Annotated in this window: 24 protein-coding genes; 14 read left to right on the top strand and 10 right to left on the bottom strand. The window is 42.8% G+C overall.

Annotated elements, in window-relative coordinates; genetic code table 11:
* Positions 1-63: 63 nt before the first annotated feature.
* From M1K46_RS00810 to hxlA, 4 genes are all read right to left on the bottom strand, one after another.
* Positions 64-1,203, bottom strand: a complete 1,140-nt coding sequence (locus tag M1K46_RS00810; protein WP_256224479.1) for a zinc-dependent alcohol dehydrogenase — start codon at positions 1,201-1,203, stop codon at positions 64-66.
* Positions 1,204-1,345: 142 nt separating this feature from the next.
* The gene (locus M1K46_RS00805) at positions 1,346-2,062 is read right to left on the bottom strand and encodes a 3-ketoacyl-ACP reductase (protein WP_091003090.1); all 717 of its coding nucleotides are present in this window, start codon (positions 2,060-2,062) and stop codon (positions 1,346-1,348) included.
* A gap of 74 nt (positions 2,063-2,136) precedes the next feature.
* Positions 2,137-2,694: a 6-phospho-3-hexuloisomerase gene (hxlB, locus tag M1K46_RS00800; RefSeq protein WP_256224478.1), complete on the bottom strand. Its 558-nt coding sequence runs from the start codon at positions 2,692-2,694 to the stop codon at positions 2,137-2,139.
* Between the two features lie 11 nt (positions 2,695-2,705).
* Positions 2,706-3,338 (bottom strand): 3-hexulose-6-phosphate synthase, encoded by a 633-nt coding sequence (hxlA, locus tag M1K46_RS00795; protein ID WP_053357166.1) that lies wholly within the window; start codon positions 3,336-3,338, stop codon positions 2,706-2,708.
* 197 nt (positions 3,339-3,535) lie between these two features.
* Between hxlA and M1K46_RS00790 the strand changes: the two genes are divergently transcribed.
* The 4 genes from M1K46_RS00790 to M1K46_RS00775 all read left to right on the top strand — a co-directional run bounded on the left by M1K46_RS00790 (position 3,536) and on the right by M1K46_RS00775 (position 6,818).
* On the top strand, positions 3,536-3,892 hold the full coding sequence (locus M1K46_RS00790; protein WP_062232840.1) for a winged helix-turn-helix transcriptional regulator: 357 nt from the start codon (positions 3,536-3,538) through the stop codon (positions 3,890-3,892).
* A gap of 145 nt (positions 3,893-4,037) precedes the next feature.
* On the top strand, positions 4,038-5,684 hold the full coding sequence (locus tag M1K46_RS00785; RefSeq protein WP_256224477.1) for a gamma-glutamyltransferase family protein: 1,647 nt from the start codon (positions 4,038-4,040) through the stop codon (positions 5,682-5,684).
* 31 nt (positions 5,685-5,715) lie between these two features.
* The gene (locus tag M1K46_RS00780; protein ID WP_053357168.1) at positions 5,716-6,291 is read left to right on the top strand and encodes a chromate transporter; all 576 of its coding nucleotides are present in this window, start codon (positions 5,716-5,718) and stop codon (positions 6,289-6,291) included.
* Entirely contained in the window at positions 6,288-6,818 is a 531-nt protein-coding gene (locus tag M1K46_RS00775) for a chromate transporter (protein ID WP_256224476.1), read from the top strand. Before M1K46_RS00780 ends, M1K46_RS00775 begins: the two co-directional genes overlap by 4 nt.
* 29 nt (positions 6,819-6,847) lie before the next feature.
* Here M1K46_RS00775 and M1K46_RS00770 read toward each other — a convergent pair whose 3' ends face one another.
* Genes M1K46_RS00770 through M1K46_RS00760 form a run of 3 tightly spaced genes read right to left on the bottom strand, consistent with a single transcriptional unit; the run spans position 6,848 to position 9,259 of the window.
* Positions 6,848-7,291 (bottom strand): threonine/serine exporter family protein, encoded by a 444-nt coding sequence (locus tag M1K46_RS00770; RefSeq protein WP_062232850.1) that lies wholly within the window; start codon positions 7,289-7,291, stop codon positions 6,848-6,850.
* 12 nt (positions 7,292-7,303) lie between these two features.
* On the bottom strand, positions 7,304-8,065 hold the full coding sequence (locus M1K46_RS00765) for a threonine/serine exporter family protein (RefSeq protein ID WP_053357171.1): 762 nt from the start codon (positions 8,063-8,065) through the stop codon (positions 7,304-7,306).
* 21 nt (positions 8,066-8,086) lie between these two features.
* Entirely contained in the window at positions 8,087-9,259 is a 1,173-nt protein-coding gene (locus tag M1K46_RS00760; protein WP_256224474.1) for an MFS transporter, read from the bottom strand.
* Between the two features lie 230 nt (positions 9,260-9,489).
* Here M1K46_RS00760 and M1K46_RS00755 point away from each other — a divergent pair, with 230 nt between their 5' ends.
* The 6 genes from M1K46_RS00755 (at position 9,490) to M1K46_RS00730 (ending at position 17,274) form a co-directional block, all read left to right on the top strand.
* The gene (locus M1K46_RS00755) at positions 9,490-10,971 is read left to right on the top strand and encodes a spore germination protein (RefSeq protein ID WP_256224473.1); all 1,482 of its coding nucleotides are present in this window, start codon (positions 9,490-9,492) and stop codon (positions 10,969-10,971) included.
* Entirely contained in the window at positions 10,955-12,055 is a 1,101-nt protein-coding gene (locus tag M1K46_RS00750; RefSeq protein ID WP_256224472.1) for a GerAB/ArcD/ProY family transporter, read from the top strand. Before M1K46_RS00755 ends, M1K46_RS00750 begins: the two co-directional genes overlap by 17 nt.
* Positions 12,052-13,191: a Ger(x)C family spore germination protein gene (locus M1K46_RS00745; protein ID WP_256224471.1), complete on the top strand. Its 1,140-nt coding sequence runs from the start codon at positions 12,052-12,054 to the stop codon at positions 13,189-13,191. Before M1K46_RS00750 ends, M1K46_RS00745 begins: the two co-directional genes overlap by 4 nt.
* A 62-nt stretch (positions 13,192-13,253) precedes the next feature.
* Positions 13,254-14,468, top strand: coding sequence for a right-handed parallel beta-helix repeat-containing protein (locus tag M1K46_RS00740; RefSeq protein WP_256224470.1), 1,215 nt, complete (start codon positions 13,254-13,256; stop codon positions 14,466-14,468).
* Positions 14,469-14,589: 121 nt separating this feature from the next.
* The gene (locus tag M1K46_RS00735; RefSeq protein ID WP_256224469.1) at positions 14,590-15,648 is read left to right on the top strand and encodes an amidohydrolase family protein; all 1,059 of its coding nucleotides are present in this window, start codon (positions 14,590-14,592) and stop codon (positions 15,646-15,648) included.
* A 546-nt stretch (positions 15,649-16,194) separates the two neighbouring features.
* Positions 16,195-17,274, top strand: coding sequence for an AbrB family transcriptional regulator (locus M1K46_RS00730; protein ID WP_256224468.1), 1,080 nt, complete (start codon positions 16,195-16,197; stop codon positions 17,272-17,274).
* A gap of 145 nt (positions 17,275-17,419) precedes the next feature.
* Here M1K46_RS00730 and M1K46_RS00725 read toward each other — a convergent pair whose 3' ends face one another.
* Both M1K46_RS00725 and M1K46_RS00720 read right to left on the bottom strand, forming a co-directional pair.
* Complete coding sequence (locus tag M1K46_RS00725) at positions 17,420-18,634, bottom strand: MFS transporter (protein WP_375162165.1); 1,215 nt, start codon at positions 18,632-18,634, stop codon at positions 17,420-17,422.
* A 5-nt stretch (positions 18,635-18,639) separates the two neighbouring features.
* On the bottom strand, positions 18,640-19,089 hold the full coding sequence (locus M1K46_RS00720) for a MarR family winged helix-turn-helix transcriptional regulator (protein WP_062232880.1): 450 nt from the start codon (positions 19,087-19,089) through the stop codon (positions 18,640-18,642).
* A 225-nt stretch (positions 19,090-19,314) separates the two neighbouring features.
* Between M1K46_RS00720 and M1K46_RS00715 the strand changes: the two genes are divergently transcribed.
* A complete protein-coding gene (locus tag M1K46_RS00715; protein WP_256224463.1) occupies positions 19,315-20,073 on the top strand; it encodes a 2-phosphosulfolactate phosphatase in 759 nt (252 codons plus the stop codon).
* An 87-nt stretch (positions 20,074-20,160) separates the two neighbouring features.
* Here M1K46_RS00715 and M1K46_RS00710 read toward each other — a convergent pair whose 3' ends face one another.
* Positions 20,161-20,292 carry a hypothetical protein gene (locus M1K46_RS00710; RefSeq protein ID WP_255357543.1) on the bottom strand — a complete coding sequence of 44 codons (132 nt, stop codon included), beginning with the start codon at positions 20,290-20,292 and terminating at the stop codon, positions 20,161-20,163.
* A 505-nt stretch (positions 20,293-20,797) separates the two neighbouring features.
* Between M1K46_RS00710 and treP the strand changes: the two genes are divergently transcribed.
* The 3 genes from treP to treR all read left to right on the top strand — a co-directional run bounded on the left by treP (position 20,798) and on the right by treR (position 24,708).
* Positions 20,798-22,207: a PTS system trehalose-specific EIIBC component gene (gene treP / locus M1K46_RS00705; RefSeq protein ID WP_091003126.1), complete on the top strand. Its 1,410-nt coding sequence runs from the start codon at positions 20,798-20,800 to the stop codon at positions 22,205-22,207.
* A gap of 76 nt (positions 22,208-22,283) precedes the next feature.
* Entirely contained in the window at positions 22,284-23,966 is a 1,683-nt protein-coding gene (gene treC, locus M1K46_RS00700) for an alpha,alpha-phosphotrehalase (protein ID WP_256224459.1), read from the top strand.
* A gap of 25 nt (positions 23,967-23,991) precedes the next feature.
* The gene (gene treR, locus M1K46_RS00695) at positions 23,992-24,708 is read left to right on the top strand and encodes a trehalose operon repressor (protein ID WP_256224458.1); all 717 of its coding nucleotides are present in this window, start codon (positions 23,992-23,994) and stop codon (positions 24,706-24,708) included.
* Positions 24,709-24,771 lie beyond the last annotated feature (63 nt).

Raw genomic sequence — 24,771 nt, 5'->3', positions numbered from 1 at the left:
TTGAGAGCCTCTTTTAAGCATCAGTATGCGATGTCCATTATGATTGGAAATCAACAAAATGCTTTAAGGTTTTAAGACGACTTTAATGCACTCATCCGCATGATCGTTGAATGTTTTGTACGCTTCGCTCGCCTGATCAAGAGGTACTCGGTGTGTAATGATCTCAGTCGGATCAAATTCCTTATTGGCAATTTTATCAAATAGCATCGGCATATAGTGGATAACAGGGGCCTGGCCCATTTTCATTGTGATATTACGCTCAAAAATGTTTCCAAGCGGGAACATGTTGTACATGGATCCATATACACCAGTGAGTTGGATGGTTCCAAACTTTTTAACGGCCTTGAGGGCGATCTGTATGGCACTCAGCGTACCGCCCTGCAGCTTCAGTTTTTGTTCAATCGCTTCAACAGGCGACTTTTTGCCGTCCATTCCTACACAATCGATAACAACATCTGCGCCGCCGTTGGTGACTTCATGAATGTGGGCACCCATGTTATCGAATTGATCAAAGTTAAAAGCTTCAACATTGTTTATTTTTACTGCATGATTAAGACGATATCTTAAGTTATCTACGGCAATGACACGCTTGGCGCCTTTCATCCATGCAAATTTCTGTGTCATTAAGCCAATTGGACCACAGCCCAGAACAACGACCGTGTCACCTTCTTTTACCCCGGAATTTTCGACGCTCCAGTAGGCTGTAGGAAGAACATCAGACATGAAAAGCACAGCTTCATCCTCAAGTTCCGCTGATTCAGGAATGACAAACGGCATAAAATTTCCATAAGGCACACGCAAATATTCGGCTTGTCCACCGCTATAGTCGCCGTAACGGTCCGTAAAGCCGAAATATCCGCCTGTATCAAATTCAGGATTTCGGTTGGAATTATCACATTGGCTTTCCATTTCATGCTGGCAATAATAGCAGTGGCCACAAGAAATATTGAAAGGAAGGACGACCCTGTCTCCTTTTTTTACTTTGGTGACATCAGGACCAACTTCTTCTATAATACCCATGGGTTCATGTCCAATGACATAATCCTTATGTGCTGGAAGAGCTCCCTGATAAATGTGGAGATCTGATCCGCAGATAGCGGTTGAAGTAATGCGGACAATGATGTCTTCCTTTTCCTGTAGTTTGGGATCTTCAACATTTTTCACTTCGATTTCTTTTGCTCCCTGAAAAGTAACAGCCTTCATAATCAACCTCCTAAAAATGGTATAAAATACTATACCCTTTGAGAGGTTTTTTACCCTTCATTTACATAAACACAAAAGAGCAGTCCCTCTAAGGAGGAACTGCCCTTTGTTCCTCAAGGAGGAACTGCTCTTTACCTGTTTTTTATGGATTTGTCGACCACATGCCTGCGTTTTTAATAAAAATACGCGGATTTAATTTTAACTGGGAAACCATGAACTCGGCCATATCCTCAGGCTGCATCACTTTTTCTGGATTGCCGTCCGTCAGATTTGTATCAATGGCCAAATCTGTCGCCACTGTGCTTGGTGTCAGGGCACTGACACGAATATTATGTTTCCTTACTTCAAGCATAAGAGATTCGGTTAGACCTAATACTGCAAATTTAGAAGCACTGTACGCACTTGTTACAGGTGCACCTTTTTGCCCTGCTGATGACGAAATGTTAATGATATCACCTGCTTTTCTTTCAATCATTCCCGGCAAGACTGCTCTTGTAACGTTGTAAACACCCATTAAATTGACGTCTACGATATTTTTCCACTCTTCAGGCGAAAGTTCAAGGAATCCGCCAAACTTTGCGATCCCGGCATTATTTATTAAAATATCGATGGAGCTCAGTTCATCTTCAATGCTCTTTACAGCTTGAACAACAGCATTGCTATTCGTAACGTCAGCTTCTGCAATCGCCACCTTCACGCCATATTCCATCAGTTCTGCTGCTGTTTTTTCGAGATTTGAACGGGTTTTTCCGATAAGGCCAACATGAATGCCTTCATTTGCAAAAGCAATCGCTGTTGCACGGCCGATTCCTCTTCCAGCTCCGGTGATGAGCGCTGTTTTTCCCTTTAATGTTTGCATCTGCGCTTTCCTCCTTTATGTAAAAACAACTGGAAGGACGCCAAAGGCAGTCCTGTCCTGTTTTTAATGAATATCTATTCCAAATTTGCATGGCGCCCGAACATAGTATCCGTATCAAGCCCTTTTCTTTCCATGAAACGTAAAATAACAGCATCGAAAAACAGCAGAAGTGTTTGTTCGAATAGAGATCCCATCGGCTGAATGGTCTTATAGTCATTTTCCGATTGATCTTTTGGAGAGCCAGGTAATTTTACGCAGACATCGGCCAATTTGCCAAGAGTCGAGTCGGGAAAGATGGTCACCGCAATAACTTTACCGCCAATGCTTTTCGCTTTTTCGGCCATTGAAATAAGGCTTTTTGTTTCCCCGGAACCTGAACCGAAAATGATGAGATCGTCCTCGGTCAGGTTAGGAGTAACGATTTCACCGATGACATAGGAATCCAATCCCATGTGCATCATTCGCATGGCAAAGGATTTTCCCATCAATCCGCTCCGGCCAGCTCCTGCAACAAATATCTTCTTGGCTTTCAAAATTTCATCTACGAGCTTTTCAGCCTCTTGATCTGAAATTAAGTCCGCTGCCCGGCTTAATTCCTTCACAATTTCCGTATAATAATGTGAAGTATTCATGTGGAAAATCCTTAGCTTTGTTTTACTAATTTTTGGATTTCAGCTGCGGTTGCTTTTTTATCATCTTGTCCAGTAATACCGCCGCCGACAATAACCAGGTCAGGTTGAGCTGCAACAACTTCAGGCAATGTTTCTAATTTAATTCCGCCTGCGACAGCCGTTTTTGCGTTTTTAACGACGCGTTTGATCGCTTTTAAGTCTTCAAAAGAGTTTTTCCCGACAGCCTGTAAGTCATAACCTGTATGGACACAAATATAATCAACACCAAGCTCATCAAGCTCTTTTGCTCTTGTTTCGATATCTTTAACGGCAATCATGTCCACAAGGATTTTTTTGTTTTGTTTTTTTGCTTCATCAACCGCACCTTGAATGGATGCATCTTCAGCTGCCCCAAGGATGGTAATGATGTCAGCACCGGCTTCAGAAGCCTTCATGACTTCGTATCCTGCAGCATCCATAATCTTTAAGTCGGCAAGGACTTTCAAATTTGGAAATGCTTCTTTCATTTCTTTAACTGCTCTAAGGCCTTCGTTGATGACAACCGGGGTACCGATCTCAACGATATCGATATGTTCTTCAACTTCTTTCACCAATTTGATGGCTTCTTCTGTATTTACAAGATCTATCGCTAGTTGTAATTCCATTTTTACATTCTCCTCCTGTGGTGTTTTATCTATGTTGCACCTCATATTATTTCCTTTGGCGGCTGACTTTATAAAGTCCGTCAAGGATTAGTTGTAAGTATACTCTTCATGATTACCTATTGTGAAGTACTGACTTTAATATTACATAGTGTCAAAAAGTATACTATAAGGTATAATAAGTGTGGAGGTGATGTTCTATGTCACGAATGGACGATAAAATGTTTAACTGTGAGAAAGAATTAACGTTATCTGTCATCGGCGGCAAGTGGAAAATGATTATTTTATGGCACCTTGGGAAAGAAGGAACAAAACGTTTCGGTGAGCTGAAGGCTCTTATACCCGGCATCACTCAGCGCATGCTCGTTAACCAGCTTCGTGAACTGGAAGAGGATATGATTGTCCATCGCGAAGTTTATCCTGTTGTTCCGCCAAAAGTTGAGTATTCATTGACGAAGCAAGGTGAGAGCCTGATGCCTATTTTGGATGCCATGTACCAATGGGGGAAGGATTACATGGTAACCATGGATATGAAACCGATAGACGAGGTAAAGTAATCCCGTCCGAAGAAGGACGGGATTTTTTTATGTTTATGAAAGTGCTATTTGTAAAACATTTGTATTTGTTCCTAACAACATTTAAACTATTTATAAAATATTCTGAATATATGTGCAAGTTATGCATGCCATGAGAGGTGAAAATATGAAACAGCAAACCATTGAACAAACAACAGAACAAACATTTTATGATCATGAACGATATCCTTTTGCTTCCCGGCGTTCAGTAACGTACGGAAAAAAAGGAATGGTCGCAACATCTCAGCCGCTTGCGGCACAGGCAGGCCTGGATATCTTAAAAAAAGGCGGAAATGCCATTGATGCGGCAATTGCGACGGCTGCCTGCCTTACCGTGGTCGAGCCGACGTCAAACGGGATCGGAGGAGATGCTTTTGCGCTTGTTTGGACAAAAGGAAAGCTGCACGGGTTGAATTCAAGTGGTCCCGCACCGCGAAATATTACCGTTGAAGCGCTCAAACATGAAGGGTACGACAAGATCCCGAAATATGGCTGGTATCCGGTTACTGTCCCCGGAGCTCCTGCGGCATGGGCAGAATTATCGCGCCGTTTTGGAAAGTTGCCGCTGACTGAGGTGCTTCAGCCGGGCATTACATATGCAGAAGAAGGTTTTCCCGTTTCTCCAGTCCTCGGAACGTATTGGAAACAAGCTTTTGAAGCTTACAAAAAAGAACAGAAGGCCGATGAATTTAAGAGCTGGTTTGAAACCTTTGCGCCCGACGGAAGAGCGCCGGAAATCGGTGAAGTATGGCGCTCACCCGATCATGCGGTTACTTTAAAAGAGATTGCTGAAACGAACGGAGAATCTTTTTACAGAGGGAAATTGGCCGACAAGATCAGCACAGCCTCTGGAAATGAAGGGGGTTTCCTGCGAAAAGAGGATCTTGCGGCCTATTATCCAGAATGGGTAGAACCGATTAAGGCGGAGTATAAAGGATATGAAGTATGGGAGATTCCTCCAAATGGCCAGGGAATTGTTGCTTTAATGGCACTTAATATTTTAAAAGGATATGATTTTCCTCAAGCGGACTCAGCGGACAGGTACCACAAGCAGATTGAAGCGATCAAGCTCGCTTTTATGGATGCCAAAAAATATGTGACAGATACTACACATATGAAGGTAACAGCTGAATCTCTTTTATCAGAAAAATACGCAGAAGAGCGAAGGGAGCTCATTGGCCCGGAAGCGATGCTGCCGAAGCCAGGGACACCTCCAAAAGGCGGAACAGTCTATCTTGCAGCAGCTGATGAAGATGGGAACATGGTATCCTTTATCCAAAGCAACTATATGGGCTTTGGTTCTGGAATTGTGGTGCCTGGCACCGGGATCAGCCTTCAGAACAGGGGGCATGATTTTTCCCTGGATGAGACCCACAATAACTGCCTTCGTCCCGGCAAGAGAACCTATCATACCATTATCCCGGGATTTTTAACGAAAGACGGCCAGCCTGTCGGTCCTTTCGGCGTCATGGGAGGATACATGCAGCCCCAGGGGCATGTCCAGGTCATCATGAACACGGTCGATTTCCTGCTGAATCCACAATCCGCGCTTGATGCGCCAAGATGGCAATGGATCGAAGGGAAGAAGGTACTGGTTGAACGTTCACTGCCGCAGCATGTTGCCGAGGAATTGGCGCGCAAAGGCCATGACGTAAAAGTTGCACTTGATGCCGGAAACTTTGGGAGAGGCCAGATCATATGGCGCAATCCTGAAACCGGTGTACTGGCCGGCGGAACAGAAGGCCGGACTGACGGGGCCGTGGCAGCCTGGTAGAAATAACCCTTCATAAGGATTTGATGCATTCATGACCTATTTGCAATTATTTATCGCTTTTTTTCGATCAGGCATTCTTGGATATGGAGGTGGTCCGTCCTCCATACCGCTCGTACATAAGGAAGTGGTCGGAAAGTTTAAATGGATGAACGATGAAGAATTTGGAGATGTGCTTGCCCTTGGAAATGCCTTGCCTGGCCCCATTAACACAAAAATGGCAGGATATATCGGATACCGGGTGGCCGGTTTATCCGGTATGCTTGTTGCTTTGCTCTCTTCTATTCTTCCTACTATTATTCTGATGATCGTCCTTCTTACCTCTCTCGCACAATATAAAGACCAGCCATGGGTTCAAGGAATGACAAAAGGCGTGCTTCCTGTTGTTGCCGTTATGCTTGCGGTGCTGACGTGGCAGTTTTTCACCAGCGCAAAGAAAGGTCTGGGAGTTAAGCTCAGCCTGATTCATGTAGCGGCAGGCATCTTATTATTGCAGCTGCTGAGGATACATCCCGCCATTTTGATCGGCGTGCTTCTGGCTTATGCGCTTCTTAAGCCCACAAGGAAAGATAAAGAGAAATCTTCTGAGAGAGGGGAAGGTATGGGATGATTTATTGGCATATTTTCCTTGCTTTTTTTATCCCCGGCATGCTGGGGTATGGGGGAGGCCCGGCTTCGATTCCTCTGATTGAAAATGAAGTTGTGGGCCGTTATCATTGGCTGACTGTCAATCAGTTTACTGAAGTGCTCGCGCTTGGCAATGCACTCCCGGGTCCGATTGCCACAAAGATGTCCGGCTATATCGGTTACACGCAAGGAGGCGCTCTCGGCTCTTTTGTGGCTGTTTTTGCAACGGTAGCGCCTTCCCTGGTTTTGATGATCGTCTTCCTGAGTGTCATCTATAAGTTCAAGGATTCACCAAGAGTGAAAAAAATGACGTTATACGTAAAACCAACGATTGCCGTTCTTCTCGGAGTGATGGCTTATGATTTTTTTGCGGAATCTGTCAGCTCTTCCGGCTGGATACAGACTGCAGCCATAGCCACTATCAGTTTTCTATTAATGCAAAAATTCAAAGTATCTCCAGTCATTGTAATCGTGGCGGCCATTGGCTACGGGGCAGTTTTCATGGCATAAGAAAAGAACTGACATTGTCAGTTCTTTTCTTATGTCACCTTTCTTTGGCTGCGCAAAATGATCGGGATAATCGTTCCTGCAAGGACAAGCCCGAATGCGATTGCCCCTGAAATCAGAAAGGTTTGTGAGCCGAGCTGGATCGCGGCGTTGTAATCATTCTCGACCAGCTGCCTCATCGTGTCATAGGCACCGCCGCCTGGTACGAGCGGGATGATGCCGGAGACACTGAAGATGATGACAGGCATACGGTGGATCCGGGCATACAGGTGGCTGATGGCCGCTACCACAAATGAGGCCATCGCGGTGGCCAGAACCAGATCGAACTGGCTGTTTCCTGACATCCCTTCAAAGATGAGCCAGCCGATCATCCCGCAGATGCCGCCGGGGATGACAGCCTTTTTTGGAACGTTAAATAGAATACCAAACCCGGCCGAAGCAATAAAGCTCGTCCAAATAGCTTCAATCATGTGCATCGTATTTCCTCCTCACAGCGTAACGATAACAAAAGCAATGCCAGTTCCGATGGCAAAGGCCGTCAGCATCGCTTCAGCTCCTAATGAGATGCCGGAAACAAGGTGACCGGCCATCAGATCTCGTACCGCATTTGTGATCAGCACACCCGGCACAAGCGGCATCACGGCTCCGATAATAATCTTATCGAGCTGGTCTCCAATGCCGGCCGTAATGGCAAGCTTGGCGATCAGGCCGATAAAAAAAGCAGCAAGAAGCTCAGAGAAAAAGCGGACCGAAATGTAGCGTTTTGAAAATAAGAAAATGGCATAACCGACACCTCCGGCAATCATGGCAGGCAAAAAGTCGTTCCAGTTTCCTTTGAACATGAGGGCGAAGCAGCCGCTCACGAGAATGGCAGCCACAACCTGAATCCATGTTGGATACGCTTCAGGTGTGACTTCAATCTTTTTCAATTCCTTTTTTGCCGTCTCCAGTGAAAGGGATTCATTGGCCACTTTCCGTGACAGATCATTGACGAGAACGACGACATGCAGATCTGTCGACCGGTCGAGGATCCTGACAATCTTCGTATAATCCTTGGTTTTTCCCTTTTCAAGCAACGATAGAATAATGGCGGTCGGTGTAACGAAAACCTGGGCGGCTTCCATGTTATAGTTTTGCGCAAGCCGGGTGATCGTATCTTCAACCCGGTAGGTTTCTGCACCATTTTGAAGCATGAGCCTGCCTGCCAAAAGGCATACTTCCATTACATCTTCAATTTTATTCTTAGGCATAGTAGGCCCCCTTTCAGGAGATTAGTTCATAGATTTTTCTGCTGACTTTAGAAATTGCCTGCCTGCAAAAAATACAGCGGCTGCAAATAGAAAAGAGGCAAATAAAAATTCGGCACGATTTCCAACCTTGTAAAACATCGAGCCGATCATCGGTCCGGCCGCCATACCTAAGTACCGGAAAAAGTTATAAACGCCTATGGCTGTTGCACGATTATGCTGAAAAGCCCGTGCCAGCAGGGTGGTTTGGACAGGGAGTGACAGCCCAAGACAAAGACCGAAAAGTGAGATGCTCGTGATTAAAACGGGCAGTGATACTGAAGATAAAAAAACAAATAAAACGGTGGCAAGAACATTTAAGCTTGATGTTACAATCAGGAAATTTTTCGGATTGCCCCTTTCCTGGAGACGTCCGCCAACATAGCTTCCTGCCACTAAGAACAAGGACATAGGAAGGAAAACCAAGCCTTTTTCGCTAGCCGATAAACCATAGAAGGCTGCGAGCAGATGAGGCAGGAAAACGAGAAAATTATAAAACGTATAATATTGAATAAATCCAAGAAGAACGATAGCAAGTCCGGTTCTTTTCTTAAGTACAATGGTGAAATCCGAAAAGCTGAATCCTTTTCTTGATTCCCCTGCAGGCTTTGTTTCAGGAAGCAGCTTCAAATTAGCAAAAAACATCAGCAGGCCAGTTCCTGTGAGTACCCAAAATACACCTTGATAACCAGTATACCCTCCAACAAAGCCTCCAACAACAGGCCCAACTACCGGGCCGAGCGCTACAAGCATTTGAAAGGTTCCCATAGAACGTCCAAGGGCCTTTCCTTCAAATAAATCTCCGATGACAGTGGTTGCGACGACAGATCCTGCTGCGATTCCTGCTGCCTGAACAGCCCGGAATACGAGGAGTGTCCATATGTTAGGGGATAACGCCGCACCGGCTGAAGCGGCAACATAAAGAAGTATTGCAGGAAGCAGCACTTTTCTCCGGCCGATCTTATCTGTCAACGGGCCATAAACCATCTGCATCATAGCGAGTATGAAAGTAAAGATGGAAATCGTTAAATTCACAATGAATCCCGAGGTCTGAAATTCATGCTGGATTTCAGGGAGGATCGGTGTATAGATCGTTTGTGTGAAGGGACCGAAGAATGCAGCAAAGGCTACACAATAAAGTATGATTTTTTTATTCAATGAAGAGATCCGCCTTTCCAATATAAAAGCCTATTCATTTTAAAAAACAGATTTAAAATTTCATAATATTAACTTTCTGACTTTACTATTTTACACTTTTCTTATCATACGGCAAATCATATATTCAGCAATAGAAGAAATAGAATAAACCTTGCTTTATTTGCTCACTCTAATGATAGGAGAATAGCTTTAAAGGGAAGGTGAAGGAGATGCCGGGAGATGAAAAAATCATGCAAGAATCAGTGGAAATCAAACCGGTTGACTCTGCGGCTGCAAAAAACCTGGAGTTTGTAAATCAGGTCCTTCATCAAAGCAGTGATTTGAAAACAAGAGACATCAATCATAATGGATCACCAGGGATTGTCATCTACCTGGAATCTATCGCTGATACAGAAAAAATTCAAAACAGCATACTAGAACCGTTAAACAGACAGCCGAAAATAAACATCATGGCAGGCATTACGAATGCAGAAATGATACAGCTTAACGATTTGAATGAAGCAATAAAAAAATTGCTGACGGGAAACTGCCTTCTGCTTTTGGACGGGATGGACAGTGTTTACGCCATCAATGTCCAGTTAGAAATCACCCGGCCTCCTGAAGAGCCCTACAATGAAAAAGTCGTCCGAGGTTCACATGAAGGCTTTGTCGAGAACATAAACCAAAACCTCGGATTGATCCGCAGGCGCATCGAAAATGAGAGTCTAGTCTTTAAGCAGTATATTTTGGGTAAAAAAACAAAATCAAAAGTGGTCATCGCTTATATGGATGATTTGGTGAATAAAGAAATATTGGCGGAAGTGGACCGGAGAATCTGTTCTATTTCAACAGACATGATTTTTAGTCCGGGGTATATAGAAGAGTTTCTGGAAAATAAATCATTCTCGCCTTTTCCGCAAATGCTTCCTACAGAACGTCCGGACCGGACGATGGCACACTTAATGGATGGTAGGATTGCGCTCTTGGCAGAAGGGAGCGCAACCGCATTAATTTTACCGGTTACGTTCCTTTCCTTTTTTCAATCGCCTGATGATTTTAACAGCCGACTCCTCTCTGGTTCTTTTTTTCGCTTGCTGAGGATGGTAAGTTTTCTGGTGGCCATGACACTGCCCGCGATATACATAGCCATTATTGGATTTCATTTTGAGATATTACCGAATGAACTCGTTCTTCCTATTAAGTCATCATTGGAAGGTATTCCTTTCCCGCCTATTGTTGAGGCCTTCATCATGGTGTTTACAATTGAGCTGATCCGCGAGGCGGGGGTGAGGCTCCCCACTCCGATCGGTCAAACAATCGGTATCGTTGGCGGTTTGGTCATCGGTGATGCCGTAGTAAACGCCGGCTTTATCTCCAACGTGATGGTCATTGTCATTGCGGTTACGGCGGTCGCATCGTTTACAGTTCCAACCTATGAAATGGGTGCTTCGATTCGTATCTTGACGTTTCCTCTGATGATTGCCGCCTCTCTTCTTGGCTTCCTGGGCATTGTTATGGGGCTGATGGTCATCCTGCTGCATCTATGTAAATTGGAATCAATTGGCACTCCATATTTCTCACCTTTTGGGCCGTTTAATCTCAGTGGCTTAAAAGATGCAATCGTTCGCTTTCCGATATGGAAACTGAATGATCGGCCGATGGACACTTTGCCGCAAAAAATAAAGAAGCAAAACAAAACCAGAGGATGGAATAAAAATGAAACTAAGAAATGAGGACAATATTACATCCTTTCAGTTAATCTTCTTCATCGTCCAGGCTCAGGTCGGAGTAGGAATCTTATCTATGCCATACAATATTTACACACAAGCTGGACATGACAGCTGGATCTCTGTATTAATCGGAGGCTGTATTGTACAAGTTCTATTAGTTTTATTCTGGTACACCATGAAAAGATATCCAGCCATGACCATTTTTGAAATTTTTGATCATAGTGCGGGCCCCTGGATTGGCGGAGTGATTAAATTTCTATATATCATTTTTTTTATTTTGATCGGCGCGAGCATTCTTTCTCTATTTGCAGAGATGATCAACTTATGGATTCTTCCTTTGACCCCCAGGTGGCTGCTTATTATTCTAATGGCGGTTATCGGAATCTATGCAATAAGGGGGCCGGTTAAATTTCTTGCGAGGTTTTTTGTATTTGTCTCAATCATGCTGATCATTTTTGTATTACTTGTCATTTACGCTTTTTTTGAAGTGAATTACTTGAATATTTTCCCTGTAGGTGAGAATGGCTTTTTTCCAATTTTAAAAGGGACGGAGAAAGCTTTTTTCTCCATGCTGGGATTTGAACTTTTTCTGGTCATTGCCCCTTATGTAGATTCAAAGCCGATTAAGAAATTAAAGTCCATTTCCATCGCCAATCTAATCGTTACATTGTTTTATGCTTTCTTAACACTGATCTGTATTCTCTTCTTTGGTATCAATGAATTTAAACTGGTTCCCCAGCCGCTGCTGTATATGATAAAATCCTTTTCATTTAAAGTTCTTGAACGGATTGATTTGCTGTTTTTGTCCATGTGGATCGTTTCGGTTGCCACATCTTATATGGCCTTCTTGTTTGGCGCTTCAAGAGGAATGATGTCCTTTTCAAAAAAACATCAGGATCATACTCCTTTCGTTATTCTTGCTGCAATACCCACTGTCATTCTTGCGCTCATACCTGAGGGGGGGTATGAGGTTGGAAAGTTTACCAATTCCGTGACGTATTTAAGCTATATATTCGTAATCGGGATTCCAATCCTGTTTTTTATCATAACTGCTTTTACCTATATAAAGGAGAAGAAGGCGTTATGAAAAATAAATGGACAAGAATAATCTGCGTGCTGTTCTTGATCGCTTCGATAATCCCCTTGATGACAGGATGCTGGGATCAGCGTCTCATCAAGGAATCCAGGCTTATTTTAGCAGTAGGGCTAGATCTTGCTCCTAACGGAAAAATAAGGGACACCGTCGTATATCCAGTTGTAAACAAACCTTCTCAAGCGGTCGCTATGGTAAAAAGTGTGGTTGTAACTTCAACCGGAGACACCACACGTGATGCGCGGTTTAACCTCGATAAGAAAGTTTCACAGAAGTTCGACGCTTCAAGAAACCGCATCTTCTTATTTGGTGAAAAGCTGGCCCGAAAAGATATGTATTCCAGCCTCGATGTCATTTACAGGGATCCCAGAGGGTCCATTAACGCCATGGTGGCCGTTGTGAAGGGACAGGCTAAAAAAGGGCTGGAAATTCAGCCTCAGGATTCAACGCTATTGGATATCTATTATCCTGAACTGATAAGAAGTGCCAGTAATATCGGCCTCTATGATATAGAAACCGTCCAATCGATCTGTACGCTCATGTTTGATGAAGGGAATGATTATCTGCTGCCTTACTTAAAGATCAGCGAGAAGCAGCAAAGAGCATCAGTGATCGGAACAGCGATGTTTCATAGGAACAAAATGACAGGATCATTGAACGGTAGAGAGTCCACTCTGCTGCTGCTCTTGAACAATGTTAAAAATCCTTACCCTCGATTTACATTTAAAATCAGCAAAAGGCAAGAAATCAATGAAAAGAATTACATGACCATTCTTGTTAATGATATTGAACGGAAAATGAAAATTAACATTTCCCACAATCAAAAAGTACATGTTAAACTAAATTTGGAAATTGATGTAAATGTAAATGAACTTCCGATGGATCATCTGGACAATCCCAAAAAAGCAATAAAGCTGGATCGTTTATTATCACGAGAAATGAATAATCTTGCTAAAAAAACGATTAAAAAAATGCAAAAAGCCAACTGTGATGAGCTTGGGATCGGCAAGAAGATTCGAGCGTTTCACAATTCCGATTGGAAGAGGATGAACTGGGATAAAGATTATTCAAAGATCACTATTGAACCAAATGTAAAAGTTACGATCACTCAGCATGGCATTATTAACTAATGAATAGGCTCCAATTGCCGATAGTAGAAGAGGAGAATAATTCATAGGGGGAAATATTAATCATGCGTAAAAAGGCAATGAAATGGATTGTAACAGCAGCTCTGATGGCCAGCATTATTCTTCCATCCCATGCAGCTGCAGCGTCACCAACTTATTCGGTGACTCCAAACAGTAAAACCTACAAAGGACTCATGATGAACTTCAGTACGTATAATTCGTATACGAAGCATTATTATTTGCTGCGGTCGTACTTGGAACAGCTGGAAAAGACGGGTGGAGGTACTCTCGTTTTAAACAGAGGAACGTACACAATTTCCAACACCCTGTATGTTCCGTCCAATGTAACCCTGAAATTAAAGGACGGAGTGAACATTGTGAAAGGAACGAAGACCGGGACGAGTGTCTTTCAGTCAGCGAAATCTATCTTTCAGCTGATCCGTCCTTCCAAATCGGCAAAGAGCAGTATATATGGAGAATATAACGGAGAGAAAAACATCTCTTTTATCGGTGAAGGTTCAGCCGTAATCGATATGAAGTACACACAAGATGGAATTGCCATAATTGCAGGCCATAACATGAATATAAATGTAAAAAACATTACGTTCCGAAATATGCAATCTGGCCATTTTATTGAAATGGATGCAACGTCACACGCAACCATCGCACATAATCGTTTTCTTGATTCCAAGCCTTCGCCTAACAGGAATAAAGAAGCCATCAACCTTGATACACCGGATCATTCTACATTAGGATGGAGCCAGAAATGGAGTACGTTCGACCGTACACCGAACCAGAATGTAACCATTGAAGATAATGAGTTTAAAAATCTTGACCGGGCGGTTGGGACTCATAAGTATTCAGGCGGAAAATATCATGATCAGGTTGTCATCAAGGACAATACGATAGAAAAAACGCGCCAGGATGCCATTCGCGTCATGAACTGGTCAAACGCTGTCATAGAAGACAATATCATCAAAAATGTAGCTGACGGAACTGGGAGTTACAGGGGGATATTGGCCAGTGGTGCCATCCATCCGAAGTTTGAAAATAACGTCATAGAGGATGCTGCAAGACCTATGCAATTTCTCGTGTGGCGAAACACAGGACCGGGTTCACAGTACGATACGACCTACAATGATTTAAATGAAGAGGATATCAACACTTTAAAGACGAATAAAGTGAAGACACCGACAGAAGGATTTATCCGGATCAATAAAGAATATAATTCCTTCACAAAGCAAAATACCGATTTAATTCCTGTGAAAATCATGAACTAACTGGAGGAGTGAGGCTAGCTCACTCCTTTTATTTATAATGACATTCTAAGGGAGGAAGAGGTCAATTAAAATCGCTGCATTCCGTTCTTTTTTTGCTGCAGGAGGAACCATCATTTTACTGTTGGCATCCTGTACGATTCAAGTGGATAAAAAAGAAGAAAATGTTACCGTAATTCCTGATGTAAACTATAAAGCGGATCAAACGATGCATTTGAAATTAAAAGAGATGAGAAAGAAAAAGCCGGATGGCGAGCCGCTTTATAAGGTATATAAAGATCTCCCTTTAATTGATGTGCATAACCACCAATCTCCAGAATTTCCTTATAGGGAATGGGATAGACTTGGAGTGGATCGTACGGTTTTATTTGGTGGTATTTCAGAACCAGAGGCAATGAAAACAGATGAGCTCGCCTGGAAGGATTATGAGGAACGCCCTGAGCAGGTGTATCCATCCTTTGCGGGCATCAACATTTATTCTGAAAAAGGGATAGCCTATACAAGGAAAAACCTTGAAAATGGTTACTTAAACATCGGTGAATTGGCGGCTTCTTCAACTTATTCGCCAATTGTCTCTTCTGTTAAATGGAAGGCGGAAACTCCGTCTTCAGGGAAACTCAATGAGATTTATAAACTGGCTGGCCGGTATACAGTTCCTGTGCTTTTGCATATCGATCCTGCTTATGGTCCGCCTATAGCGGGATTGCAAAGGGTGCTTACCCGTTTTCCGAAGGTCAATTTCATTTACGCTCATGCCAACGTTGCCTCCACGCCAGAAAATATAGAAGCATTGCTTTCTAAATACAGCAATTTATTCATTGACTTTTATGCAGGATATACTGAATATGGCGAAGGCAGTGAATATGAACTGAAAGATTTTGTGCCCTTGATGGAAAAGTATCCGGATCGTTTTTTGTTTGGCAGTGATTCTGGATATGGAATTGGGTATGATGGGGCTATTGCCGCTATTTATGAGATGATTGATCTATTAAGCGATAAAACAGCAGTGAAAATAGCATATCAAAACTATGAATCACTGATTGAAAGACAGCCTCCTACCCAAACACAAATGAACAAAATTAAATCACTTTCGAAAAGTTCGGCAAAGTATAAGCTGAACAAAAGAGAAGCAAACGAACTGATCATGAAGCTGGCGGACAAGCGCAAAAAAGAAGGATCCTAAAAGGATCCTTCTTTTTGAGCTGATTTTCTAAAGGGTTAGATCCAGCTAAAGCCGAAACCGCAGCAACAGCGGCGGCGTCTATGGCAACCGCAATGTTTTCTCTTGCGCTTTTTACAGAAGCAAGAGCTTGAAGAAGAAGAGGAAGAAGAAGATTCGCATTTATGTTTCTTTCCTGTGCTGAACTTTTTGTGCTTTTTTTCGAAGCCCATTTGTGCATCCCCCTTGAAAGTGGATTCCAGAAATAAATTCCGGTTAAGATATCATATGTGAGGATGGCAGAAGGTGGACTAGACCTCTGTTCTTGTTTTATAACTATTTTTCGAAGTTTAGTAGAAATAGATTTTTGTCTATGGAATAAGCAGCTTATTACACTTCGTAATTTCACCAAACCATCTATTCATGAACTTTATGAACAAAATGCTCTTTATGTATAAAACAGTCATTTTTAAACATTTTTTGATATGATAGTTGAATAAATGTACTAGGCAACGCTGATTTCTCAGGCAGGTATTGACTATCTGTTGAAGTTGAAGGGGTGCAATGCTGATGTTGGAAGGAAACAAAAACGTATCTGCGATTTTGCAGACAGCATGTATAGGGATCACGGGTGCACTCCTGTTCCTGTTGATACACATGCCATTGCCATGGCTGTTAGGTTCGCTCACTGCTGTTGTGGTATGGAGGAAGTTATCAAAACAGCCGCTGTACTGGCCGATCGGATTCAGGCATACGGCTATTATTTTTCTGGGATCGATGCTAGGAACTTCTTTTACAGCAGGAACAGTAAAAGAAATGGTGCTTCAGTTTCCTTTTATGGCTTCTACAACTGTTATTACGGTTCTATTTTGCCTCGTTCTGGCTTTCTACACGGTAAAACATATAAAAATTGATCTGGCGAGCAGTATCTTTGGAAGTGTTCCCGGCGGAATGTCACAGGTCGTGGTTATGAGCGAAGAAACGATGGAGGTGGATACAACGACCGTGGTCCTCATGCAGACGATCCGTTCAGTATCTGTCATCTTTTTCGTCCCCTTTTTAACGGTTCACGGAATTGGCGGTGAAGTTCGTCCATCTACTGCTCCACAGGTAAATGCTGCTGAGTCGGGGACATGGGTGCAGTATGCTGTTTTTGCTGCTATCGCCTTGTTTGGCGCCTGGGGAGGAAAGAGGATCAGGCTTCCAGCCGGCTTTTTGGCAGGATCTCTGATCGCTGTCGCAGTATCCGTTTCGTTAGGATTGCAAGCCCCTCATGTTCCGTCATATTTCATTCTCGTCGCCCAAATTTTCCTCGGAATCCACATTGGCCGGCAGTTTAATCCACAAATGGAGGGGAATGTGAAGAAACTAGGCATCTACACGATTGGAAACAGTCTTTTGCTCGTCCTGTTTTCTTTAGGGATTGCTTTTTTGCTCAGCAAATGGACGCCAATGGACTTTACTACCGCGTTTTTGAGTGCTGCACCAGGAGGCATCGCTGAGATGGGAGTTACCGCTTCCGCAGTTCATGCAGATCTTTCCATGGTTACAGGTTATCAGCTGTTTCGTATCTTTTTTATTATGTTTGCTGTTCTGCCCCTGGCTCAATGGTGGGTGAGAAAGCGGAAAAAGATAGCTAAATCAGCATAAAAAAGCTTGAAGATCATTATGATTCTTCAAGCTTTTTTCTATGGCTTTTTAAGTTTTTACCCTAGCGAAGTTGTTTGAATATATTTGGCTCAATTATCATCGGATTAAGCTCAATTCCAGCCTTGCTTCGCTCAATTCCATGATATCAAGCTGATTTCCGCACATCTTCAGCCTGCTGTTTTCCTTTGTGCAAGAGAGACACAGCGAGATACAGGACGAGAAAGACTGCCATAAACAGAGCGGATAGGCGATACATGCCGGCATATCCCTGATGCATGGCGATCAAACCCAGCAGCATCGAACCTGCAGCTACTCCTAAGTCGAGCGAATTAAAGAACATGCTGTTGGCTAAGCCACGTTGTTCCACGGGTACTGCTTTTATCATCCAAGCCTGTACGGAAGGCTGAATCATGCCATACCCAAAGCCATAAAGCATCGCGGACAGGATGATATACCCTGTGGAAGAGGCTATGGAAAGCGTAAAGAGGCCGCACATCACGGATATGGCCCCCGCTGTCAGTAAGCTAAAATGACCTTTGCTGTCAAAAATCTTTCCAGAAAAGGGACGGATGATAAAGATGGCAAGGGCGTTGAATAAAAAGAAGTAGCTGATATGGGTGAGGTGGGCTTCTTTTCCAAATAGAGCAAGGAAACTAAGCAGGCCTCCATACGTAATGGATAATAACAGGTTTAATAGCCCAGGAAGAGCAATCTTTTTAAGGGCTTCTCCCGTACTGTGATTGGCTTTTTTCAATGGTTCCGCACTAGGCGGGGCTGGAAGAACGGCGGCGGATCGGTTCACGAACGCCAGCGGGAAAATAAGAATTAAAACAACAGTCCCGACAGCTGCCAGTGTTCCAAACCCGTAGTTGCCAAGCAATGAAAGGCCGATAATCGGGCCGAGTGACATCGCTAAGCTCGTTGAAAGCCCGAAATAGCCGATTCCTTCACCCATCCGTTTTTGGGGTATAACGTCAGCTGCCATGGTAGGCAAGGTTGTGCTTGATAGTCCGAAGCCTATCCCAAAAAGCACACGCATGGCAAGAAGGAGAAGAATAGATCCGCACCAATAATAGCCGGCTGTCGATAGTGCGGCGATGGCGATCCCACAATAAAGAATGACAGATGCTTTTCCTTTTCGAAGAATTCCCGCTGCAAAAAAACGGGTGGCGATGGCAGAAAGAGCAAAGAGGCTCGTAACAAGGCTGACGGTAAAATCACTGGCTTGAAAGGCATCTTTCGTATAGACAGGAAACGAAGGAAGTATCATCTGCAAATTTAAAAATAAAAGCAAATTGCATACGGTTATGATAATAAATTCCTTGCTCCAAAGTTTTTCTTGGTGTGAATTCAATTGCATGGCTCCTAACTGTTGATGATGTCATCAATATTTTTGCTTAATTTCTCGAGGACTTCTTTAAACCGTTCCACTTCTGCCGGTTCAATTCCAGCAAGGATTTCTTTCATGGTTTCAGCTTCAATGGGAACGGTCTTGGAGGCGATTTCCTCGCCTTTTTCTGTAAGGGAGACAATAAAAGCTCTGCGGTCCGTTTCGCTCATTTGCTTTTGAATCAGTTCTTTTTTCATGAGGATATCGAGGATTCTAGCCGTGGTTGGCTGGTCTTTAGCCGTCCGGCGGGCAAGTTCTTTCTGGGTAATGCCCCCGTCCTCGAATAACTGATAAAGAACCGACCATTGTTCGGGTGTAATATCAAATTCACGAAAGCGATGCATAAGCAAATTTATTGTTTTCCTGCTTGTCTGGTTAATTAAAAAGCCGACAGAAACATCTTTATGTTGTGATTGCAAAATCATCGTTCCTCTCATAAAAAAATAATTGTCAAGACAATTATAAGTAAAACATATATTTATAAAGAATGCAATACACACAAAAAAGCCCGCTGCCAGAAGCAGTGGGGAAACATTCGAAAAATTTTCAGACCTCAGGATACAGTTTAACAAATTATGTAAAAACAGTCTACTTTTTTTAAAGTGCTGCTGATACCATTAAAAGCAGAGAGACTGAAGGGAGAATGAAAAATGTTGGTATTTCAGCAGCAGCGTTATCAATGCAAAACAGAGTGGGGAGTCAGGGGAGCAAGGGAAGCAGCAGAGCGGGGAGACATTATTGTTGTGGTTGATGTTTTAAGCTTTTCATCCACCGTTGTTACGGCACTAAGTTATGGTGCTAAGATTTTTCCCTATCCTCCGCCAATCAGTGAAGAAGCCAAAAAATATGCAGAGGAAGTCGGAGCAGAGCTTTTATCAGGAAGAGCAGAAGCTTTGAAATGGGGGATGCATTCTCTTTCACCGGCATCATTCAGTTTGCATGATCAAGAAAAGAAGTTTGTGATGTGCTCGTTGAATGGTGCAGCGTGCATTTGGGCTGCCAGAAAAGTTCCTGCACTGCTGATCGGCTGTCTGCTGAATGCATCGGCCGCTGCGGGAAAGGCCGAACAGCTGCAAAAGCAGTCAGGTGCTGACATCACCGTGGTGGCATGCGGTGAGAGATGGGAAAATCCGCAGGAGGCTGAAAATAACATCAGACCAGGTATCGAGGATTATCTCGGTGCAGGTGCCATACTTTCGAAACTTAACGGAAGTAAATCGCCTGAAGCACAAGTATGTATAGGCGCTTATCTTTATCAAAAGGAAAACATTCAAGAAGTCATTTGGAACTGCGGCAGCGGACTGGAGCTGCGTGAACGCGGATTTTCAGAAGATGTGCGGCATTGTACGAAGATGGATGAGTTTGATCTTGTACCCCAGTTGAAAGGGAATGTTTTTGCTAGGAGCTGATTTCATGGCCTGTCCCATACCAAATAAAGTCCTGATCGGATAGGCCAAAATCAGGATCTCTATATGAACAACCTGCAGTGCGTTATATTACACCCACTTGTAAATCAGCTTTTGATAGATTTTGTCTGATGGTTTTTCGCTGTCAGGGTAAATATCGATGATCATGATTTTTTCGCCATCAATCGTTTTTTCGAATGTCTCCCCGATCCAAACCTTCATTTTTTTACACTTCCAAAATCATTTTGAAAGGCCAGCAGTGCCGTTTTTGAACAAATATCAATATTTACACCCTGTTTTTGAAGTTTGGAAATAAGCTCCTTAAGTTTTTTTGTCATGCTTCCTCATTCCTTTTTATTAGAATAAAGGCATATCAGCCCGCTTAACTTTAATCAACCATTCAAATCCAATTCTATTTCTTCTGTTCTTATAAACAGTATACCGCGTATAGGTGTTTTCATTTGACTTTTGAAAAAAATCCCACAACTATTGTTTTTTCATCGAAAGTTTGGATGAAAGTAAAAGAAATAACAAAAGTGTTGACCTTCATGTATATACAAGCTACAATACAAAAAAAGACATGTATATACAAGTTTTCGCTTTTTATGAAAGCGATTTAAAAACGCACTGCTTTACATCACTTTTCAAAATTTAGCCTTGATTACAACGCGTGAACAAGGCTGTTTTATAAAAGTTATATGTAAACGGTATCAAGGAGGAAGGTTATATGGACATCAGGCAAACCGCTGAACAAATTGTAGAAGCTGTAGGCGGCAAAGAAAACATCGGTGCAGCAACTCATTGTGTGACCAGACTTCGCTTTGCACTAAATGATGAAAATCAAGTCAACAAAGAAAAGCTCGAAAATATTGATGCGGTGAAGGGATCTTTTTCCACAAACGGCCAATTTCAAGTCGTCATCGGACAAGGACTCGTGGACAAAGTTTATAATGAGCTCGTCGAGGCTGCAGGAATAGGTAAAGCAACAAAGGAAGACATCAAAAATGCGGCTGAACAGAAACTGAATCCTATACAGCGGGCCGTAAAAACATTAGCTGATATTTTTATTCCAATCCTTCCGGCAATCGTTACAGCCGGTCTGCTCATGGGGATAAACAATATCCTTACTGGGCCAGGGATTTTTTATGAGGGGAAATCTTTTGTCGATGTAAATACCGCTTGGAAAGATCTTGCGGATATGATCAATGTGATTGCCAACACAGCGTTTGCTTTTCTTCCTGGATTAATCGGCTGGTCAGCCGTCAAGAAGTTCGGGGGAAATCCACTGCTGGGGATCGTCATGGGTTTGATGCTTGTGCATCCAAGTCTTCTAAACGCATGGGATTACGGAAAAGCGCTTGAAGCTGGAAAAGTGCCGCACTGGAATTTATTCGGTTTACAGATTGAGAAGATCGGCTATCAAGGCCAGGTGCTTCCTGTTCTGCTGGCATCCTATGTGCTGGCGAAAATTGAAGTGTTTTTAAATAAAAAGGTACCCGATGCGTTTAAATTGCTTATCGTTGCTCCGATTGCCCTGCTCGTTACAGGTTTTCTTTCCTTTATCGTTATTGGTCCGATTACATTTGGAATCGCAAACTTTTTAACTGATGGACTTGTCAGTATTTTTGACAACTTTGCTGCTTTAGGAGGGCTTATCTATGGCGGTCTCTACGCTCTGCTTGTTGTAACAGGCATGCACCATACCTTCCTGGCGGTAGATCTTCAGCTCATCGGAAGCAAGGGAGGAACCTTTTTATGGCCGATGCTCGCTCTTTCTAATATTGCTCAAGGATCCGCAGCTCTGGCTATGATGTTTATCTCAAAAGACGAAAAGGTAAAAGGATTGTCCTTTACATCAGCTGTTTCTGCGTATTTAGGAATAACTGAACCTGCACTGTTTGGGGTTAATCTGAGGTTCAGATATCCCTTCATCTGTGCGATCATCGGTTCTGCGATCGCGGGGGTATTCATTACTATAAATAAAGTTAAAGCTTCTTCCATCGGTGTCGGTGGAATACCTGGTTTCCTTTCTATTTTCCCGGATAAATGGGCGCCTTTCTTTATTGGAATGGCCATCGCAATTGTTGTTCCGTTTGTATTAACATACCTCTTTGCCAAAGTAAAAAAAGCGAAATAACGGACAAGTACAGCTGGCTCACTTACATGAGCCGGCTTCACATTTATAATTATTAGACAGATAGGCGGTGGACACTATGGAACAGCCATGGTGGAAAAAATCAGTGGTTTATCAGATTTATCCAAAAAGCTTCAAGGATACGACCGGAAACGGCACCGGAGATTTAAACGGAATCATTGAAAAGCTGGACTACTTAAAGCTTCTCGATGTAGATGTGGTCTGGCTGACTCCAATCTATGAGTCTCCGCAAAAAGATAACGGTTATGATATCAGTGATTATTATAAAATTCATGAAGAATACGGCTCCATGGAAGATTTTGAACGGCTGCTGGGTGAAGCACATAACCGGGGCATTAAAATCATCATGGATATCGTTGTGAATCATACATCTACAGATCATGCATGGTTTAAACAAGCCAGCTCTTCAAAAAACAATAAATTTAGAGATTTTTATATATGGAAAGATCCGAAAGACGGAGCTGCACCGAATAACTGGATCTCCAAATTTGGCGGATCAGCGTGGAAATATGATGAAACAACAGAACAGTATTATTTGCACCTTTTTGATGTATCTCAAGCCGATCTGAATTGGGAAAATAAAAAGGTCCGTGAAAATGTGTATGAGATGATGAACTTCTGGTTTGATAAAGGCGTTGACGGTTTTAGGCTGGATGTGATTAATCTTATTTCTAAAAATCAGGATTTTCCTGAAGATGACGGATCACTTCCGCCTGGTGACGGCCGCAGATTTTATACGGACGGCCCAAGGGTGCATGAGTTTATACAGGAGATGAATTCAGAGGTCTTTTCTAAGCATGACAGTCTGACAGTGGGAGAGATGTCCTCCACTTCCATCGATCATTGTATCCGATATTCCAGGCCGGAAAGCAAAGAATTAAGCATGACGTTTAACTTCCATCATTTAAAAGTTGACTATCCTAATGGAGAAAAGTGGACGGCCGCTGATTTTGATTTTCTTTCGTTAAAAAGGATTCTTTCTGAATGGCAGACACGCATGAATGAAGGTGGCGGGTGGAATGCGCTGTTCTGGTGCAATCATGATCAGCCTCGAATCGTCTCCCGATATGGGGATGATGGTGAACATCGGATAACATCGGCGAAAATGCTGGCGACGGTGATTCACTGTATGCAGGGTACTCCTTATATTTATCAGGGTGAAGAGTTCGGCATGACAAATCCGGGCTTTGATACCATCGAAGACTACCGGGATGTTGAAACACTCAATGTCTACCAAGAGTTAAAAGAGGCAGGAAAAGATGTACCGGAGATTATCAAGATACTAAAGCAGAAATCAAGAGATAACTCACGTACTCCTGTACAATGGGATGCATCGCCAAATGCTGGTTTTACCTCAGGTACTCCTTGGATCAACGTTGCGCCTAATTATAAAGAAATCAATGCACAAAAGGCCGTTCACGACGAGAACTCTGTGTTCAGCCACTATCAGAAATTAATCTCCATGCGAAAGTCGCTGGATGTTCTAACAGAGGGGGATTACAACTTAATCCTCGAAGACCATCCATCTATTTTTGCCTATACGAGAAATACTCCAGATGAAAAACTGCTGGTCATTAATAATTTCTATGCTAAAGAAGCGGTGTTCCATGCACCTAAAGAGCTTGTACCTTCAGGGAGAAAGGCAGAGGTGATCCTGTCTAACTACGAGGATTCATCCCATGAATTCCAAGGAATGAAGCTGAGACCCTATGAATCCATCGTTTATCGCATTATAAAGTAATGGTACAATAAATGTGGTGGTAAAAATGAAAACAAACAAATATTTGGCGATCTATCAAGAGATATCCCAGCAGATTGAAAAAGGGGAATTTGCTGCAAGAAAACAACTGCCCTCTGAGCATGAGCTTGCTGAGCGATACAAGACATCCAGGGAAACGATCAGAAAGGCCTTAAACTTGCTTGCTCAGAACGGTTTTATCCAGAAGATCCGCGGGAAAGGCTCAATCGTCCTTGATCTGGCTAAATTTGATTTTCCTGTTTCCGGACTGGTCAGCTTTAAGGAATTGGCCTCGAAATTAGGGAAACCTTGGAAAACAGTGGTTCATGAATTGGAAACAATCGCTCCAGACGTTTTTTTGCAAAATGAGCTGAATTTGACGAAGAACGATACCGTTAGGAAAGTAATAAGGATACGGGAGATAAATGAGGAAAAAATTATCCTCGATAAAGACTTTTTTAACGAAAAGTTGGTTCCTGGTTTAACAAAAAAAATCTGTGAAGATTCGATCTACGAATATATAGAAAAAGATCTTGGGTTAACGATCAGCTTTGCCAAAAAAGAAATTATTGTTGAAGAACCGACAGAGGAAGATCGAAACTTGTTATCACTCAATGGCTTTCATAACGTTGTAGTTGTTAAAAATCATGTCTATCTTGATGATGCAAGCCTTCTTCAATACACTGAATCCAGGCATCGTCCCGATAAATTCCGATTTGTTGACTTTGCAAGAAGAAATCATTAGTTTACGCCAGGCAATGCGACCATTGCCTGGTTTTTTATTTTCATCCATTAAAAGTGTTACTAT

The organism is Fictibacillus sp. WQ 8-8 (genome assembly GCF_024494405.1).
In the GTDB taxonomy this organism is placed as follows: Bacteria; Bacillota; Bacilli; order Bacillales; family Fictibacillaceae; genus Fictibacillus_C; species Fictibacillus_C marinisediminis.
Note: the sequence above shows the minus strand (reverse complement) of the source record. Positions and strands in the feature narration are given on the sequence as shown.